The following is a 16,494-nucleotide window of genomic DNA, read 5'->3' on the forward strand; positions in this document are numbered from 1 at the left end:
ATCTGCTTTCAGGGCCCTTTTTCAAGGTGAAATATGGCTTTAAACCAATACCAACGGGCGCAAGCTGCTATATCTTTGATAGCGGCCAGCACGCTGTTTCAACCCGCCCAGGCTCAAAGTGTTCGTCCTGAAACCGTGGCGGCGGGCCTGGAGAACCCCTGGGGCGTGGCTTTTTTGCCGGGCGAGCGTTTTCTGGTCACGGAGCGCCCCGGCCGCCTGCGGGTCATCGGGCCGGGCGGCAAGCTGGGCATGCCGGTGGCCGGCCTGCCAGAGATTGCCGCCGGCGGGCAGGGTGGCTTGCTGGACGTGCTGGTCGACAGCGACTTTGCCCGTAATCGAACGCTGTATTTCTGCTTTTCCGAGCCGGCTGCCACCGGTAACGGCAACAGCACGGCGCTGGCACGCGCCAGCTTGAGTGCTGACGACACCCGGCTGGAGAACGTCAAGATCATCTTCAGCCAGAAGCCCAAGGTGGCCAGCACGGCGCATTTCGGCTGTCGCATCGTGGAAAGCCGCGCGGCACCGAACGGCGCGCCCGATGGCAAGCTCTTCCTCACGCTGGGTGAGCGCTTCAGCCGCAAGGAAGACGCCCAGAAGCTGGACAACCATCATGGCAAGATTGTCCGCATCAACAAAGACGGCTCGGTTCCCCAGGACAACCCCTTTGTCGGCAAGGCAGGGGCTTTGCCTGAAATCTGGAGCTACGGCCACCGCAACGCCCAGGGCGCCACGCTGGCGCCCGACGGCACCTTCTGGATGCACGAGCACGGCCCGCAGGGCGGCGATGAAATCAACCTGCCCAGGCCTGGGGCTAACTACGGCTGGCCGGTCATTACCTACGGCGAAAACTACGGCGGCGGAAAAATCGGCGAAGGCCTGACGGAAAAGGCCGGCATGCAACAGCCGCTGCATTATTGGGTGCCGTCCATCGCGCCGTCCGGCATGGCTTTTCTGACCAGCGAACGTTATGGCAAGTCCTGGCGCGGCAACCTGTTTGTGGGTTCGCTCAAATTCGGCTACCTGGACCGGATCGAACTGGCGTCGCCGTTCGCCGGCAAGGTGGTGCGCGAAAGCAAGCTGCTGTCTGACGCCGGGGAGCGCATCCGCGATGTGCGCCAGGGGCCGGATGGGCTGCTTTATGTGCTGACCGACAGCAACAACGGCAAGCTGATACGGCTGCTGCCCGGTGGCTGAATGCAGGCAGGCCTAGCCGGCCACCGCAATGAGATCGATCTCGACCGAGGCACTCTTGGGCAGCTGAACAACGCCCACCGACGTACGGGTGTGGGCCCCGGCCGGGCCCAGCACCGCATACAGAACTTCAGACGCGGCATCGGCGACTTCGCTTTGCTGCGTGAAATCCTGCGCCGATTGCACAAACACCGTGATGCGCAGAATGTGTTTTACGCGGTCCAGGCTGCCAAGGCTTTGCCGCAGCAGCGCCAGCGCGCGCATGGCGCAGATTTTTGCCGCCAGCTGGGCTTGCAGAACAGACGTTTCCGAGCCTACGCGGCCGGTCACGACCACGGTATTGCCGACACGCGGAATCTGCCCGCTGACAAAGACCTGGTCGCCGTGCTGCACGACAGGCACGTAATTGCCGCCTATCTTGATCTCACCGTCAAAGCTGTAGCCGAGTTCGGCCTGCACTGCGGCGAACCGGGTGTCGCGTGAATCTTCCATGGACAGGAATTCCTCTTTATGTAGTTGGATGGAGCGTAATGCGGGGTGTTTCAGGCAGGGCTCTTGAGCCGTAGCAGGCTCAAACCCAGCAGGCCAAACGCACCGCCACAGAGACGGTTGAAAATGCGGGCCCGGCGGGGCGTGCCAAACCATTGGTGGGTGTGTTTGGCCAACAGCACATAGGTGAAGTGGGAGACCAGCACGCACGCAGCGAAGGCGCTGGTCAGTGCGAAAAATTGCGGCAGCATCGGCGCCTCCGGGTGGATGAACTGGGGGAACAGCGCGGTGAAGAACAGGATGCTCTTGGGGTTGGTCACCGCCACCAGCAGGCCTTGCCGGAAGAGCGCGGCATTGCTTTTTCCGGCCGGTGTCCCGGCGTGCGTCCCGTTTGGCAAGGGCGTGTCGAACATCGAGGTCTTGCTGGTCCATTGCCGCCAGCCCAGGTACATGAGGTAGACGGCGCCCACGGCCTTGAGCACAGCAAACAGCCAGGCCGAGGTGTGCAGCAAGGTGCCCAGGCCCGCCATGGCCGCGGTGGAGACGGCGAACACGCCGAGCACATTGCCGGTAGAGCTCCACATCGTCTTGCGCGGCCCCCAGGCCACGGCGTTGGAAACCGCCAGCAAAATGCCGGGCCCGGGGCTGAGCGCGGTGACAAGTGAGATGGTGATGAAGAGCAGCCAGGCGGAAGTGGTCATGGTGAGGTCGATTAAAAAAATGAGGAGGCGATTTATTTCCGGCGGCGGCTATGCCGCCTCGGCGCCACGCAGCCAGCCGCGCACGGCTTTCATCATTCCTGAAAAGTACCTCAAAAGCGCGCTTCCCGTCTGGCCGGGGGCTTTTGCCGGGGCTTGGCTCAGCACGCATGCCGCGCCCCCGTGCTGGGCGGTCACCGTGATCCATCCAGTCTGGGCGACGGTATGCGACTGTCCCGCCTCCAGCGGCATGCTGTCGCGAAAGACCTGCTCGCCAAGCCAGCGCGGGGTGCCGGTCACCAGCAGGGTGCCCGAGGTGCTGATCAGGGCGCTTCCCGCTTTGGTGTGAAAAAACAGGGACTCACCGGCGTCCAGTTGAAGGTGGCGAGGTGCAAAGTGCTCTTTCATGGCGGCTCCATTCATGGGTGGGTGAACTGGAAAAACGGGGGAAGGTGACATCAAGGTTAAAGAGACCGGCACTTTCCCGACAGAGCCAGGCAAGTCCTTTCTGTATCGGTACAGATGACTATTTATTCATCTGTTATGGTCTGATTTCGCCCCATCTGTGGCTGTGTCCCGGCTTCCCCTTCACGGATCATTCGGTTTATGGACATGCAACCCTCGCCATCCCTGTCGCAACCGCTCTATCTACAGCTCTCCAGCCATTACCGCCAGGCGATCCAGTCCGGCGTTTTGATGCCGGGGCAGCGCATGCCGTCGGTGAGGGCGCTGACGCGGCTGCACCAGGTCAGCCTGTCGACCGCGGTAGAGGCCTGCCACACGCTGGAAGACGAAGGCCTGCTGGAGGCGCGGCCGCGTTCGGGCTACTTTGTGCTCAAGCGTCGCCGGATGGATATCCAGCCGCCCAGCGAGCCGGAATGCGGTCACAGGCTGGATCCGGCGCAGTACGTCGGCATCCATGACCGGGTGTCCGACTTCGTCGCCAAATGCGATGTCTACCCGCTGGTCACCAACCTGGCTGGCACCTATGGCTCGCCTGAGATGTACCCCGCCGAGGCCCTGAAAAACGCCGCCACGCGTGCGTTGCGCAAGCACCCGCAGCTGCTGGTGAACCCGCCCGACTTTCTCAACGATTCACCGCTCAACGCCGTGCTGGCCAAGCGGGCGCTGGAGGCCGGCATGCGGCTGTCGGCAGAAGACATCCTGGTCACGCACGGCTGCATTGAATCGCTGAACGTTGCCTTGCGTGCGGTGGCGCGGCCGGGCGACACCGTGGCCGTCGAGTCACCGACGTACCACGGTTTGCTGCAGATCCTCGAAAGCCTGGGCCTGCGTGCGCTGGAGATTCCCACCAGCCCGAAGCTGGGCATTTCCGTCGAGGCGCTGGACCTGGCCTTCCAGACGCACGACCGCATACGCGCCGTGGTGGTGATCCCCAATTTCCACAATCCGCTCGGCAGCGTGATGCCCGACAGTGAAAAGGAAAAGCTGGTCGCGCTGTGCGAGCGCCAGCAGGTGGCACTGATTGAAGACGACACCTATGGCGCATTGGGGCCTGACGACATCCCGCTGAAGGCCGCCAAGGCCTGGGACCGCAGCGGCTCGGTGATTTACTGTGCGTCGCTGCGCAAGACCCTGTCGCCGGGGCTGCGCCTGGGCTGGGTTGCCGGCGGGCGTTGGCAGGCGCGCATCAAGATGCTCAAGTACGCGCAAAGCCGCGCCAACGACATGCTGGGCCAGCTGGCCGTGGCCGAGTTCATGGCCTCCAGCGCCTATGACCGCCACCTGGCCCGGCTGCGCCGCATGCTCAATGTGCAGCGTGAGCAGATGGCCGAGGCGATTGCGGCGCACTTTCCTGCCGGAACCCGGCTGTCGGTGCCCCATGGCAGCATGATGCTGTGGGTGGAGCTGCCGGCAGGCACGTCCGCGCAGGCGGTGTTTGACACTGCCATCCGGCAGGGCATACGGGTGGCGCCCGGCTCCATGTTTTCCAACTCGAACCGCTTTGACCACTTCCTGCGCATCAGTTGCGGCTCACCGTTTTCCAGCGAGACCGACGACGCCCTGCGCAAGCTGGCGGGTATTGTGTCGGCGCAGGCTGTGGACCGTCCGATCTAAGGGAAGGGTCGCTGCTATTTTGAGGGTTTTTGGGCTGTGACCCTTTATCAACGGGCGCAAGCAGCTATTGTTTTAATAGCAATCTGCAGGCCTAGTGCGCTGCTGCGTGGCTGCGCTTGACAAAGAACAGGCCCGCACCCACCGCCATCAGCATGCCGCCGAACAGCCGGTTTTGCAGCCGCACCGCACGTGCGTTCCTGAACAGCTTTTGCAAGCGGCTCGCGGCAAACGCATAGCCGTGCATCACCACGGTGTCGACCGCCACAGTGGTGAGCGCCATCACCACCAACTGGGGCCACAGCGGCCGGGCAGGGCTGATGAACTGCGGCAGCACTGCCACCATGAAGAGGATGCCTTTGGGGTTGGTGACGTTGGTCAGCAGCCCGGTCAGGAAGCGCCTGCGCGCTGAAATGCCGTTCGCATCGGCTGCCGGGCCGGCATCTTCTGCCGCGATGCCGTTTGATGAGCGCCACTGCGACCAGCCGATATAGATCAGGTAGAGCGCACCCAGGACTTTCACGATGCTGAAGGCCAGCTCGGACGCCACCAGCAGCGAACCCACGCCCGCCCCGGCCACCAGCAAGATCACGACCAGCCCGAGCTGCAGGCCCGCGATGGTGGCGCGCGTGCGCTGCATGCCGTAGCTCAGGCCATGGCTCATGGCCAGCACCGCGCCCGAGCCGGGTGAGAGCGCGATCAGGATGGAGGCGAGGAAGTAGGCGGTCCAGGTGTCGATGGCCATGATGAAGCGGTGGTGAAAAGGGGGAGAGAGGAGAGGGCGCCCGCACCGGGCGAAAGCCTGCCATCCTACATGGACAGGCAATAGCCCGCGGGTATCATGGCCCAATGGCTTCAACAGCATCATCCTGGCAAGGCCGCCTCTCGCAAACACGCCGCACCGCCCAGCACTGGCTGATCGAATGGTGGCGTCTGGTGAAATTGGGCGCGATCATCCTGGTGCTGACCCTCTCGCCTTCCAGCTACAGCCCGCAAAGCCGCACGGTGCTGTCCCGCCACATTTACATCAACACCGCGCCCATCCTGCTGGGCTTTACCTTGCTGTGCGCGCTGGTCACCGTGGTGCTCACTCGCATCGTGCTGGTGACCGCGCTGAGCTACGGCTTGTCGCAGTACGCGTTGCAGGTCGTGATCCGTGTGCTGGTGCTGGAGCTGATTCCGCTGACGGCGGCGCTTTTTGTGGCGTTGCGCTGCACCATCCCCGACGGCGCCGAACTCACCGCCATGCAGGCCAGCGGTGAACTTGACGAGATGCGCCAGCGCGGCATCGAGCCGGTGCGGCGCGAAGTGCTGCCGCGTGTGGTGGCGGGCATGTTCTCCGGCATCACGCTGGCTGCGCTCAGCTGCGTGGTGGCACTGGTGGTGGCCTATATGGCGACCTACGGCTTTGCCTTGTCGGGCCTGGCGGCCTACACCCGGCTTTTCGGCCAAGTCTTCAGCCCTTCGGTCACGCTGATCTTTGTGCTCAAAACCCTGTTCTTCTGCCTGGCTGTGTCCTTGATACCCATGGCCTCGGCGCTTTACGGCATGGGCGAAGCCAGCGTGCGCACCAGCGCCGAGATGCGCGGCCTCGTGCGCATGTTCGCCGTGATTTTGCTGATTGAGGTCGCTTCGCTGGTCGGCAACTACTATTGACCTCTTCAAAAAATACCAAAAACAATACCAAATAACAATCCATGAGCTCACCCCACGACCCTTCATCCCCGGAGCACGGCCGGCCGGACCCGCTCCAGCCGGCGCGCGAGGCAGAGTCTTCGCCGGCGGAGATCGCCAGCCTGGAGTTCAAGGCCCGGCTGCTGTTGCTCTTCATGCTGCTGTTGGTGGTGGGCTCGGCCCTTTATGTGATGTATGCGCGCGGGGCGTTTGAGTCCACGCAAAGCCTGGTACTCATTGCGGAGGATTCCGAAGGCGTAGTGGTCGGCATGGACCTGACTTTCTCGGGTTTCCCGATAGGCCGCGTCAAGCGCATCGAGCTGGCCAGCGACGGCAAGGCCCGCATATTGGTGGATGTGGCCGCGAAGGATGCCCACTGGCTGCGTACCACCAGCGTCTTCACGCTGGTGCGCGGCCTCGTCGGTGGCACCAACATCCGCGCCTACACCGGCCTGCTGAACGACCCGCCGCTGCCCGACGGCGCGGAACGCACGGTGCTGCTGGGCGATGCCGCCGGCGAGGTGCCCAAAGTGATCGCTGCCGCCAAGGACCTGATTGAAAACCTCAACACCCTCACGGGAAGCGGCGGTGCGGTGGGCACCAGCCTGGCCAACCTGCAGACGCTGACGGAGCGGCTGAACGGGCCGGGCGGCGCGTTGACGGTGTTGCTGGGCAGCGAGGCAGAGGCCAAAAAGTTTGCCGCCACGCTGGAGCGCACCAACTCGCTGCTCACCAAACTCGACGGGCTGGCCGCCAAGACCGACACCCAGGTGTTCGGCGACAAGGGACTGATGCCCGAAACCCGGGCCACCGTGGTTCAGCTCAACGCCATGCTGGGCGAGGCCCGCACCAGCCTCAAGAAAGTGGATGCATTGCTGCAGGACGCCCAGGCCGTCACCCGCAACGCCAAAGATGCCACTGACGACCTGGGCGCGCTGCGCGCCGACGTGGAAGCCAGCCTGCGCAAGGTCGAAGGCCTCATCAACGAAATCAGCCGCAAATGGCCTTTCGCCAAAGACGCCCGCGACGCGGAGATGAAGTTGCCATGAAGAACATCTTTACGTATGCCGCACCGACTTCGGCTTTGCTGCTGGCCGCCTGTGCCGGCGGTCCGCAACCGCCCGACTGGCAACTCGAGGCCAAAGGCTCAATGGACCGCTCTGTGGCCGCCTACATGGAGGGCAACAGCCGCGTCGAGATGGCCGAACTTGGGCGCGCGCGCGCCCAGCTCACTCGCTCCGGCCGGGCCGAACTGTTAGCCACCGCCGAGCTGCTGCACTGCGCCACCCGGGTTGCCAGCCTGGTGCTTGATGAGCCGTGCACCGGCTTTGAGAAACTGCGCGAGGACGCCACCGACGCCCAGCGCGCCTACGCTGATTACCTCAAGGGTCAGGTGCAGCCGCAGGGCATCGCCTTGCTGCCTGAGGCGCAGCGCCGCGCCGCGGCTGGTGACGCCGGCGCTGTGACGGCCATTGCCGACCCCTTGTCAAAGCTGGTGGCTGCCGGCGTGATGCTGCAGGCCGGTAAGGCCAGTCCTGCCGTGATCACCCAGGCGATTGATACGGCGTCTGTGCAAGGCTGGCGCCGGCCGCTGCTGGCCTGGCTGGGCGTTCAGCTGCGCCGGGCAGAGCAGGGCGGCGACACCCAGGAAGCGGCAAAGCTGCGGCGCCGCATCGAGCTGACGCAGGGCATGCCTGTACCGGTGAAGCCGCAAACACCCTGATCCTTGTCCCGTTTTGCCTTGAGAGAAACAACCGTGAGCTACCGCCTCAGGCTTTACGCCTATGAAGACGCCTCTGCAGAAGAACTGCAGGCCGCCGAGCAACGCTTCAGGACGGCGCTGGAAGCCGAGCTGGGAGACGAAAGCCTGGTCTGGCCGGTGTACGCGGCCTATATGAAACTGGTGGCGACTTACGGCGAAGCGCCGGCCGAAGATGTCCTGTCAAGCGACGAGCTGGAAATCTTCAACCAATGGCAGGCGGCCGAGCTGGCCGCCGTGACGGCCGCGCTGGGCCCCAACCGCTACATGGGCGACGCGCAGTTTGAAATCCGCCCCGCCTGAAAGGAAGCGGACCTGAAGCGTTCAGGGCGAGCGGCTCAGCCGCGGCGAGGCCAGTGCCTGCAACTGGTCTGAAATGGCGGTGTCAACGCCCTTAAGTTGTTTGAGCAGCTGCGCTTTTTCCAGCGCGGCGTGCAATTGCTGCAAGTCCTTGCTGCTGGTGGTCGCCTTGATCTGGGCCAGCGCTGCCGGGGTGTTGCCGGTTTTCAGTACAGCCAGCATCTTGCTGACCCATTCACTCGTTGCAGGCTTTTTGGGGTTCATGCGCCATTGTAGGTTTGCTATTAAAAGCATAGCTTCTTGCGCCCGTCCTTATTGCGCCAAAAGCCGATTTCATGGTGAATTTTGCGGCATTCCACCTCCAGGGCTTGACCTTGAGTGCACTCAAGGTATTCCAATCCTTTCAGGGCCCCGGCAATGTTGCCGGCCTCCATCCACTTCGCATTCCGTGCGAAGAAGCCTTCAAGGAGTTTCATCATGAGTGCAGCATCCACCAACAACATCACAGTCGCCAACCGCCAGCGCATGCAGGAGGTCATGGCTGAACTGGACAAAGGCAACGGCCAGGCATTTGTCGACGCCATGGCAGATGATTTTTGCTGGACCCTTGAGGGCAGCACGCCCTGGTCGCGCACCTACCGTGGCAAGCAGGCGGTCGTCACCGAGCTGCTGCGGCCGCTGTTTGCCCAGTTCGCCACGCCCTATGTCAGCACCACAGGGCGCGTGATGGCCGACGGCGACATGGTCGTCATCGAGTTCCGCGGGCAAGTTACCACTCATGCCGGCAAGGCCTACAACAACCGCTATTGCTATGTTTGCCGCATGGAAGGCGGGCAAATGAAAGAGCTGACGGAGTACTTCGACACCGCCCTGGTGAGCGCTGCGCTGGAGGCGCCCGCGCTGGCCGTCTGAGCCGTTATACAGTCGGGCATGGCTGAAAGTTTTCTGATCGGGCAGCTTGCCGCACGCACCGGGCGCAGCCTGCACACCATACGCTGGTATGAGGCGCAGGGCCTGATCCCGGGCGTGACGCGCGACGCCGGCGGCCGACGCGTCTACGGTGAGCTGCATATCAGCTGGCTGGAGCTGATGGACCGCCTGCGGCGCACCGGCATGTCGATTGCCGAGATGCGGGAGTACACAGCGCTGGTCAAGCAGGGCAGCAGCACCCTCACGCAGCGGCAGGCGCTGCTGGCCGCGCACCGCGAACAGGTCAGGGACATGATTGCCGAATGGCAGCTGGCGCTCAAGCTCCTGGACAGCAAGATCGACTTTTACGGCGAGTGGGTGGCGTCGGGCAAACGCCCGGCCGTGAAGGCGGTTGAGCGTGCGGGCGTTGCGCTTGCGTCGCGGCCCAAAGAAAAATCGCGCCGGCCTGGAAAAACCTAGCGGCTGCCCGTTTTTCCGGCCGGGCTGTCCAGCCCGCCCAGCAATAGGCGCAGGCCTGCCAGCGCCGCATCGGCGCCGTCCATCTGCGCCCGCACGATGGCGCCGTCCACTGCCAGCGCGGCGGCCCGCGCCGCCTCGGTTTGGCCCGCGCCGTGTGGCAGTAAATCGGCAATGACTTGCTGCATGTCCTGCTTGTGCCGGCGCGCAATGTCTGCCACGCCCGGCAGGGTGCCACCCACTTCCGCCACGGCGTTGATGAAAGCGCAACCGCGAAACGCCGGGTCGGCGAACCACTCGGCCATGGCCTGCACCAGCGGCGCCAGCCCACCGCCGGGTTGCGCGCCATGGCGGCCCAGCGCGTCGACAAACCAGCCCATCCAGCGTTCATGCCGGTAGTCCAGGAACGTGCGGATCAATTCGTCCTTGCTGGGAAAGTGCCGGTAGAAGGTGAGCTTGGCCACGCCCGACTCGGCAATGATGCGGTCGATGCCGGTGGCGCGCAGGCCGTCGCGGTAGAAAAGTTCGTGTGCCGTGACGAGGATTCGCTCGCGTGCGGGGAGGGTAGAGACGTCCATGGCGCATTGTAGACGTCATGTAGACAGCTTTGTCTACATGTGACAGAATTTCGCCCAAGTAGACAAATCTGTCTACATCTGGTTTTGCGCAATTATTTCAACCCCAGGAGATCCCCATGGAATCACGGCCGCCGCTTCCCCCCTTTACCCTTGAAACCGCCGTGCAGAAAGTCCGCGCCGCCGAAGACGGCTGGAACACGCGTGAGCCGGAGCGCGTGGCTATGGCCTACACACCGCAAAGCAAATGGCGCAACCGCGCCGAGTTCGTCACGGGCCGCGAGGAGATCGCCGGGCTGCTGTCGCGCAAATGGGTGCGCGAGCTGGACTACCGCCTCATCAAGGAGCTCTGGGCCTTTGGCGGCAACCGCATCGCGGTGCGCTTTGCCTATGAGTGGCATGACGACGCCGGCAACTGGTTTCGCTCCTATGGCAATGAGAACTGGGAGTTCGACGACAACGGCCTGATGGCCGTGCGCCACGCCAGCATCAACGACCTGCCCATCAAGCCCGCCGACCGCAAGTTTCATTGGCCGCTCGGGCGCCGGCCCGACGATCACCCCAGCCTCAGCGACCTTGGGTTGTGAGCGGTTTGGGTAGGGCTGTAAAATCCGCTCCCCCTGCGCGCCGTGTTGTTTGATGTTGTCTGAAGGCGGTGCGTGACATGAATTTGCCCCCCGGCTCTTATTGCCGGGGCGCCCCACCCGAGTGACCGCGTTTTGACTGACTCCCGCACCCCGCCGGCCGGCCTGGCCGAAGATTCCCACAACGACACGCCTATCCAGGAGCCCAGGCTCTGGTGCGGTGACGGTTGGACAGCCAAGGTCATCAAGAACGAAGACGACGACGGCTGGGCTGTCGCCATGATCAAGGACGGCGAGCCCGAGCCCGCGCTGGTGGGGCCGTGGACCATGGGGCGCGACAAGAAGAACCCCAAGCCGCTGGATGGCCCGGCCTTCAGCACACTGGTCAAAACCGCTTCCGAATTTGTGCGCCGGCATGAGCAGCAGCTGCATGCCACGCTGCACCAGAGCATCACCGTGACGGCCAACGCGGCGCGTGTCACCGTCTCGCTCGACATCGTTCCTGACGAAGACAACCCACACGGTCTGCTTAGCGCCACCGATGAAGCGGGTGAGCATCTCGCGCAAGTGCGCGTGGCACCCTCCTTCAAGCTCAACCGCACCAGCGCCGTGGCGTGGGCCGAAAGCGGCTTCGCCAGGCCGGCAGGGCGGTGAGCGCACCCCGCGCCTGTGGGATCGACTTCGGCACCTCCAACTCCACGGCGGGCTGGAGCCGGCCGGGGTTTCCCGCATTGCTGGCGCTTGAAGGCGGCAAACCCACGCTGCCGTCGGTGGTGTTTTTTCATGCCGAGGACGAGCATGTGAGCTACGGCCGCGCGGCGCTGGCCGACTACCTGGCCGGCTATGAAGGCCGCCTGATGCGTTCGCTCAAAAGCCTGCTCGGCACGTCGATGATCGACGACCACACCGAGGTCGCCGGCCGTGCGTTGCCGTTTCGTGTGCTGTTGGCACAGTTCATCGGTGAGCTCAAGCACCGCGCTGAAAAAGCCGCAGACCAGCCCTTCAACCAGGCCGTGCTGGGTCGCCCGGTGTTTTTTGTCGACGACGATGCTGCCGCGGACAAGAAAGCCGAAAACACGTTGGCCGAGATCGCACATGCAGTGGGTCTCAAAGACATTGCCTTTCAGTACGAGCCGATTGCGGCGGCGTTCGACTACGAATCGCAGATCAGGCGCGAAGAGCTTGTGCTGGTGGTCGACATCGGCGGCGGCACCTCGGACTTCGCGCTGGTGCGCCTGTCCCCCGAGCGCGCCCGCAAGGCCGACAGGCGCGATGATATTTTGGCCAGCGGCGGCGTGCACATAGGCGGCACGGACTTCGACAAATACCTGAGCCTTGCCAGCGTGATGCCCACGCTGGGCCTGGGCAGTTTGCTTCACAGCGGGTTGCAGGTGCCGTCGGCCCAGTACTTCAATCTGGCGACCTGGCACACCATCAACCAGGCCTACAGCAAGAAGTCGTGGACGCAGATCAGCGATATCCGGCGTGGCGCAATCGAGAAAGACAAACTGGACCGCCTGCAAAACCTGGTGCGCGAACGGGCAGGGCACTGGCTGGCCATGCAAGTGGAAGCGGCCAAGATCGCGCTGTCGGATGCGCCCGAAACCGTCACGGATCTGGGGCGCATTGCCCCGGGCGAGACGCTCACCTTGCACCGGCCCGATTTCGACGCGGCCATCAATGAGCTGGTCGGCACTGTGGCGCGTACCGTGATGGGGCTGGTCAAGGACGCGGTTGTCAACGCCGACGACATTGACACCGTGTTTTTCACCGGCGGCTCCAGCGGCGTGCCTTTGTTGCGCGAACAGATCTCGGCAATGCTGCCGCAGGCGCGCAGCGTGGAGGGCGACCGCTTCGGGAGCATCGGCGTCGGGCTGGCGCTGGATGCAGCGCGCAAGTTTGGTTAGAGGCTGTGTTCTGATGCCGTGCGCTTGGCTTACAGCAGGTTCATGAATTGCTGCAAGGCTTCGCCGGGGTGCTCGTCGCGCCGGCGGATAAAAAGTGTTTTGACGGCGTATTTTTTGCCCGTCGATGGATGGCACCGTAAGGCGGACCTGTTGGCCGCGTTTTCGACAACGGACCGTGGAAGCAGCGAGATGCCGACCTCCGCGGCGACACAGCCCAGGATGCCTTCCAGCGTGCCCATTTCAAGCCGGGTGTACCGGGGCCAGCCGCGCTCGCTCAGAAGCTGTTCGAACCGCTGGCGATAAGAGCAGCCGGTCTTGAACATGATCGCCGCCGCGCCGTTTTCCAGGCGCCTGCCGAGCTCACTGGGGCGCACCCAGCTGGCAGACGAGACGAGCACCAGTTCTTCTTCAAACGCGACCAGGCTGACCAGCGCATGGTTGTTGAGCGGGCCGGCGATGAACGCGCCATCCAGGCGCCGCGTGAGCACGGCCTCGATCAGTGTCGCGGTCGGGCCGGTTTCCAGCGAGATGGCCACCTGCGGAAGCACGCGGCGGTATGCGGCGAGCAGCGACGGCAGCCGGACCGCAGCGGTGGTCTCCATCGAGCCGATTGTCAGGACGGCGGGAGCGTCTTCCTCCCCTTTGGCCGCAGCCTGCGCTTCATCCATCAGCGCCACGATGCGATTGGCATAGGGCAGCAGCCGCTGGCCCGCACGCGTCAGTTCCATGCCCCGGCTGTGGCGCTTGAAAAGCGCCAGGCCCAACTCCGATTCCAGCATCCGGATGCGTTGGGTGATATTGGATTGCACGGTGTGCAGCGTTTGCGCGGCAGAAGTAATGCCGCCCTGGCTGGCGACGGCGGCAAACGTTTTCAGGCCCAGAACATTCATGGTCAACCCATCGCTAAAAGAGAACGGAGGGATCTCAACAAATCGTTTTTACAGAAATATCATATTGGATACAGTTGGTTTCACCTAGCAACATCTGTGGCAACGCAAAGGGCCTGACGAATGAACCAGCTCTTCAGTGATTTGCATGACGGCGGGGCCATCGCTGGCATCTTTTCAGAGCGGAATTTTGTCGACCGCTGCCTTCGTTTCGAGCGTGAACTTGCCGTCGTGCAGGCTGAACTGGGTGTGATTCCTCAGGATGCGGCGGATGAAATCTGTCGCGTTGCCCACGTCGAAAACATCGATTTTGCGAAACTCAAGCAGAAGACGCGCCTGGTCGGCCTGCCCATGGTGGGGCTGGTGAGCCAGGTGGTCAACCTGTGCCGTGGTGACCTGGGCCAGTATGTGCACTATGGCGCAACGACCCAGGACGTGATGGATTGCGCACTGGCGCTCCAGATGCAGGAAGCATTCACACTGATCGGCGATTCGCTGGCGCAGTTCTCGGGGGCGCTGGGTGCATTGGCCACGACCCACCAGCGCACCATCCAGGCGGGCCGGACCAATCAGCAGCATGCGTTGCCCGTCACGTTCGGCTTCAAGGCTGCGGTCTGGAATTCCGGCGTGCTGCGGCAGATGGACCGGCTTGCACAGGCTGTGCCGCGCGTGGCCACCGGGCAACTGGGTGGCGCTGTGGGCACGCTTGCTTCATTCTCCGGCGCGGGGCATGAAACACGCCGGCGCCTGATGCAAAAGCTGGGGTTGAACGAACCGGATATTGCGTGGCATTGCATGCGTGACGGCCCGGCCGAGGCGGTGCTTCTTTTGTCGCAGATCGCTGCGACGCTCGGAAAGATCGGCCGGGACCTGCTGATGCTTTCCAGCACGGAAGTCGGTGAGGTGGCTTTTGCCGCCGGCAGGGGCGCCAGCAGCACCATGCCGCAGAAAAACAATCCGGTCGCGGCGTCGTCCGTCGTCGCCCTTTCGAGGATGCTGTTTCACACGGCTCCGATGATGCTGGACGCGGCGCTCGTGGAGAACGAAAGGTCGCTGGACGCCTGGTATGTCGAGCTGCATGCAGTGCCGCTGTGCTTTTCCCTGATGGGTGCTCTTCTGGCGCAGGCCACGACCATGCTGGACGAGCTGGTGGTGGACTCCGCCAGGATGGCGCGCAACGTTGTCCTCACAGACGGGGCAATCGTCACCGAGACCGTGCAGATGGCGCTGGCCAGGCGCATCGGCCTGAACCGCGCGCATGAACTGGTTGCCCGTGCCTGCCAGAAGTCCAGGGTGGAGGGCGTATCGATCGCAGCTGCCCTGGTGGGCTTGCAGTGCGGGCTGGACGAAGCCGCAGTGAATGCGCTGCTTGATGTGAACGAACACCTGTCTTTTGGTGCGCTCGAGGTGGACGCATCGCGCAGGCCGCCGCCTGCCGCCGGGGGCCTGGCAACGCAATCCGTATCCGTTTAACCAACCCGAGGGGGATTTATGACCAGAGCCATCTGCATTGCCTTCATGCTCGCCTTCTGCGCTGCGTCTGCGTGCGCTCAGGAGGCCTATCCCACCAAACCGGTCACCCTCATCGTGCCCTTTGCAGCCGGGGGGCCCATGGACAAGCTGGCCAGGGAGCTTGCCGTGCCGATGCAGGCCCAGCTGCGCCAGCCTGTGGTTGTCCAGAATCTGTCCGGCGCTGGCGGCAACCTCGGGACGGTCATCGCAATGCGGGCTCCAGCCGATGGCCACACGCTGCTGATGGGGCACATCGGCATGGCGACTTCACCGGCGCTGTACCGGAACCTGGGTTTCAAGCCGGATGTCGATTTCGCGCCGCTGGGAGTGGTGGTCGATACGCCTCTGGTGCTGGTTGCACGGCCGCAGGTGCCTGCGGACTCCGTGGTGAGCCTCATCCGGTGGATGGCCCGGCAGCCGCAGGTGAGGCTCGCGCACGCCGGTGTGGGCTCGTCATCGCACCTGTGCGGCTTGCTGCTCCAGTCTTCATTGAAAGTCAGCATTACGACCGTGCCCTACCGCGGCAGCGCACCCGCAGTGGCGGACCTGCTTGGTGGGCATGTGGACATGATCTGTGACCCCACCCCTACGACGGTCGGCCACATCCAGGCCGGCAAGCTCAAGGCAATTGCCGTGACCTCCGCCAAACCCCTGACCGGCACATCGCTCTCCGCAGTTCCGACCATGGCGAGGTTCGGCATTTCGGGTGTCGAGCTGAGCATCTGGTTTGCCCTTTACGCGCCCAAGGACACGCCGCCGCACATCCAGCAGCGGCTCAACGATGTGCTGCGGGTGGCCATGAAAACACCTACCTTCAGGCAGGCGCAAATTGCCTCAGGCATACAGGTCGTGGAGGATGACCGTGCCACGCTGGCCGGGCACCGCAGCTTTCTGGGCAACGAAATTGCCCGGTGGGGGCCTATCATCAAGGCGGCCGGTGTTTATGCCGACTAGCTGCGGATGCTGTCCCCTGCATGTGGCGGCGCTACAGGAATTAAAAGAAGAAGTCAGCTCTCGATAAACGATATTTAACTATTGTTTTTGTATAAAACGCTAGTTTGGTATTGATTGATATGGTTTGATTGGATAAAGTACTATCGTTTTAACAAGAAACGATATTTATCTATCTATGAAAACATTGTCTGAAGTTGCTGCCAGCCTGGAAGGCCAGCGCCAGCGCCTGGGGCTGGATTACCAGGCCGTTGCCGAAAGCACGGGGCTGACGCCTTTGTCGGTGCGCAGCGTCCTGCAGGGCAAGACGGCGCCACGCGTGACCACGCTGATGGCCATTGCCGACCAGCTTGGGCTGGAGGTGCTGTTGCTGCCCAAGGTGGTGGCTGCAGGGCTGCAGGCGCAAGCCGCCGAAGGGCCGGCGCCGGCGTTGTCGCGGGTGGACCGCATCGTGGCCGAAACTTCCCAGCTCGCTGCGGCAAACATCAAGAACGTCAGGCCCTGA

The 16,494-nt window shown here is 63.4% G+C and carries 22 protein-coding genes; 14 read left to right on the forward strand and 8 right to left on the reverse strand.

What is annotated here, in order from left to right; genetic code table 11:
• Nucleotides 1-33: 33 nt before the first annotated feature.
• Nucleotides 34-1,194, forward strand: a complete 1,161-nt coding sequence (locus AC1DYQ_RS03795) for a PQQ-dependent sugar dehydrogenase (protein ID WP_477685632.1) — start codon at nucleotides 34-36, stop codon at nucleotides 1,192-1,194.
• 12 nt (nucleotides 1,195-1,206) lie between these two features.
• Here AC1DYQ_RS03795 and AC1DYQ_RS03800 read toward each other — a convergent pair whose 3' ends face one another.
• The 3 genes from AC1DYQ_RS03800 to AC1DYQ_RS03810 are packed head-to-tail and all read right to left on the reverse strand — an operon-like array spanning nucleotide 1,207 to nucleotide 2,786.
• Nucleotides 1,207-1,683, reverse strand: coding sequence for a RidA family protein (locus AC1DYQ_RS03800; protein WP_477665869.1), 477 nt, complete (start codon nucleotides 1,681-1,683; stop codon nucleotides 1,207-1,209).
• 50 nt (nucleotides 1,684-1,733) lie between these two features.
• On the reverse strand, nucleotides 1,734-2,381 hold the full coding sequence (locus AC1DYQ_RS03805) for a LysE family translocator (protein WP_477685633.1): 648 nt from the start codon (nucleotides 2,379-2,381) through the stop codon (nucleotides 1,734-1,736).
• 48 nt (nucleotides 2,382-2,429) lie between these two features.
• A complete protein-coding gene (locus tag AC1DYQ_RS03810; protein ID WP_477685634.1) occupies nucleotides 2,430-2,786 on the reverse strand; it encodes a hypothetical protein in 357 nt (118 codons plus the stop codon).
• Nucleotides 2,787-2,984: 198 nt separating this feature from the next.
• Between AC1DYQ_RS03810 and AC1DYQ_RS03815 the strand changes: the two genes are divergently transcribed.
• Complete coding sequence (locus AC1DYQ_RS03815) at nucleotides 2,985-4,457, forward strand: aminotransferase-like domain-containing protein (protein WP_477685635.1); 1,473 nt, start codon at nucleotides 2,985-2,987, stop codon at nucleotides 4,455-4,457.
• Nucleotides 4,458-4,548: 91 nt separating this feature from the next.
• Here AC1DYQ_RS03815 and AC1DYQ_RS03820 read toward each other — a convergent pair whose 3' ends face one another.
• Nucleotides 4,549-5,199 (reverse strand): LysE family transporter, encoded by a 651-nt coding sequence (locus AC1DYQ_RS03820; protein ID WP_477685636.1) that lies wholly within the window; start codon nucleotides 5,197-5,199, stop codon nucleotides 4,549-4,551.
• Between the two features lie 104 nt (nucleotides 5,200-5,303).
• On the opposite strand from AC1DYQ_RS03820, the gene AC1DYQ_RS03825 reads away from it, so the two are divergent.
• From AC1DYQ_RS03825 to AC1DYQ_RS03840, 4 genes are read left to right on the forward strand one after another with little or no spacing between them, the layout of a single operon-like run.
• Nucleotides 5,304-6,110, forward strand: a complete 807-nt coding sequence (locus tag AC1DYQ_RS03825) for an MlaE family ABC transporter permease (protein WP_477685637.1) — start codon at nucleotides 5,304-5,306, stop codon at nucleotides 6,108-6,110.
• A 41-nt stretch (nucleotides 6,111-6,151) separates the two neighbouring features.
• Nucleotides 6,152-7,177 carry an MlaD family protein gene (locus tag AC1DYQ_RS03830; protein WP_477685638.1) on the forward strand — a complete coding sequence of 342 codons (1,026 nt, stop codon included), beginning with the start codon at nucleotides 6,152-6,154 and terminating at the stop codon, nucleotides 7,175-7,177.
• Nucleotides 7,174-7,851, forward strand: a complete 678-nt coding sequence (locus tag AC1DYQ_RS03835) for a hypothetical protein (RefSeq protein ID WP_477685639.1) — start codon at nucleotides 7,174-7,176, stop codon at nucleotides 7,849-7,851. Before AC1DYQ_RS03830 ends, AC1DYQ_RS03835 begins: the two co-directional genes overlap by 4 nt.
• A 33-nt stretch (nucleotides 7,852-7,884) precedes the next feature.
• Nucleotides 7,885-8,190 carry a hypothetical protein gene (locus AC1DYQ_RS03840; RefSeq protein ID WP_477685640.1) on the forward strand — a complete coding sequence of 102 codons (306 nt, stop codon included), beginning with the start codon at nucleotides 7,885-7,887 and terminating at the stop codon, nucleotides 8,188-8,190.
• A 21-nt stretch (nucleotides 8,191-8,211) separates the two neighbouring features.
• Here AC1DYQ_RS03840 and AC1DYQ_RS03845 read toward each other — a convergent pair whose 3' ends face one another.
• On the reverse strand, nucleotides 8,212-8,451 hold the full coding sequence (locus AC1DYQ_RS03845) for a hypothetical protein (RefSeq protein WP_477685641.1): 240 nt from the start codon (nucleotides 8,449-8,451) through the stop codon (nucleotides 8,212-8,214).
• 20 nt (nucleotides 8,452-8,471) lie between these two features.
• Nucleotides 8,472-8,666: a hypothetical protein gene (locus tag AC1DYQ_RS03850; RefSeq protein WP_457280606.1), complete on the reverse strand. Its 195-nt coding sequence runs from the start codon at nucleotides 8,664-8,666 to the stop codon at nucleotides 8,472-8,474.
• Here AC1DYQ_RS03850 and AC1DYQ_RS03855 point away from each other — a divergent pair.
• Both AC1DYQ_RS03855 and AC1DYQ_RS03860 read left to right on the forward strand, forming a co-directional pair.
• On the forward strand, nucleotides 8,665-9,099 hold the full coding sequence (locus tag AC1DYQ_RS03855) for a nuclear transport factor 2 family protein (protein WP_477685642.1): 435 nt from the start codon (nucleotides 8,665-8,667) through the stop codon (nucleotides 9,097-9,099). The genes AC1DYQ_RS03850 and AC1DYQ_RS03855 overlap by 2 nt on opposite strands.
• Before the next feature lie 18 nt (nucleotides 9,100-9,117).
• Entirely contained in the window at nucleotides 9,118-9,576 is a 459-nt protein-coding gene (locus tag AC1DYQ_RS03860; RefSeq protein ID WP_477685643.1) for a MerR family transcriptional regulator, read from the forward strand.
• Here AC1DYQ_RS03860 and AC1DYQ_RS03865 read toward each other — a convergent pair.
• Nucleotides 9,573-10,151 (reverse strand): TetR/AcrR family transcriptional regulator, encoded by a 579-nt coding sequence (locus tag AC1DYQ_RS03865; protein ID WP_477665878.1) that lies wholly within the window; start codon nucleotides 10,149-10,151, stop codon nucleotides 9,573-9,575. The two genes, AC1DYQ_RS03860 and AC1DYQ_RS03865, sit on opposite strands and share 4 nt — an antisense overlap.
• A gap of 116 nt (nucleotides 10,152-10,267) precedes the next feature.
• On the opposite strand from AC1DYQ_RS03865, the gene AC1DYQ_RS03870 reads away from it, so the two are divergent.
• From AC1DYQ_RS03870 to AC1DYQ_RS03880, 3 genes are all read left to right on the forward strand, one after another.
• Nucleotides 10,268-10,735 (forward strand): nuclear transport factor 2 family protein, encoded by a 468-nt coding sequence (locus tag AC1DYQ_RS03870; RefSeq protein ID WP_477685644.1) that lies wholly within the window; start codon nucleotides 10,268-10,270, stop codon nucleotides 10,733-10,735.
• A 132-nt stretch (nucleotides 10,736-10,867) separates the two neighbouring features.
• Nucleotides 10,868-11,386, forward strand: a complete 519-nt coding sequence (locus tag AC1DYQ_RS03875) for a hypothetical protein (protein ID WP_477685645.1) — start codon at nucleotides 10,868-10,870, stop codon at nucleotides 11,384-11,386.
• Complete coding sequence (locus AC1DYQ_RS03880; protein WP_477685646.1) at nucleotides 11,383-12,639, forward strand: Hsp70 family protein; 1,257 nt, start codon at nucleotides 11,383-11,385, stop codon at nucleotides 12,637-12,639. The genes AC1DYQ_RS03875 and AC1DYQ_RS03880 overlap by 4 nt, the downstream gene beginning before the upstream one ends.
• Before the next feature lie 29 nt (nucleotides 12,640-12,668).
• Here AC1DYQ_RS03880 and AC1DYQ_RS03885 read toward each other — a convergent pair whose 3' ends face one another.
• Nucleotides 12,669-13,529: a LysR substrate-binding domain-containing protein gene (locus AC1DYQ_RS03885; RefSeq protein ID WP_477685647.1), complete on the reverse strand. Its 861-nt coding sequence runs from the start codon at nucleotides 13,527-13,529 to the stop codon at nucleotides 12,669-12,671.
• 120 nt (nucleotides 13,530-13,649) lie between these two features.
• On the opposite strand from AC1DYQ_RS03885, the gene AC1DYQ_RS03890 reads away from it, so the two are divergent.
• The 3 genes from AC1DYQ_RS03890 (at nucleotide 13,650) to AC1DYQ_RS03900 (ending at nucleotide 16,494) form a co-directional block, all read left to right on the forward strand.
• Nucleotides 13,650-14,999 carry a class-II fumarase/aspartase family protein gene (locus AC1DYQ_RS03890; protein ID WP_477685648.1) on the forward strand — a complete coding sequence of 450 codons (1,350 nt, stop codon included), beginning with the start codon at nucleotides 13,650-13,652 and terminating at the stop codon, nucleotides 14,997-14,999.
• An 18-nt stretch (nucleotides 15,000-15,017) separates the two neighbouring features.
• Nucleotides 15,018-15,992, forward strand: a complete 975-nt coding sequence (locus tag AC1DYQ_RS03895; protein WP_477685649.1) for a tripartite tricarboxylate transporter substrate-binding protein — start codon at nucleotides 15,018-15,020, stop codon at nucleotides 15,990-15,992.
• Between the two features lie 175 nt (nucleotides 15,993-16,167).
• Nucleotides 16,168-16,494, forward strand: a complete 327-nt coding sequence (locus AC1DYQ_RS03900; protein ID WP_477685650.1) for a helix-turn-helix domain-containing protein — start codon at nucleotides 16,168-16,170, stop codon at nucleotides 16,492-16,494.

Source organism: Polaromonas sp. P1_F4 (genome assembly GCF_056405675.1).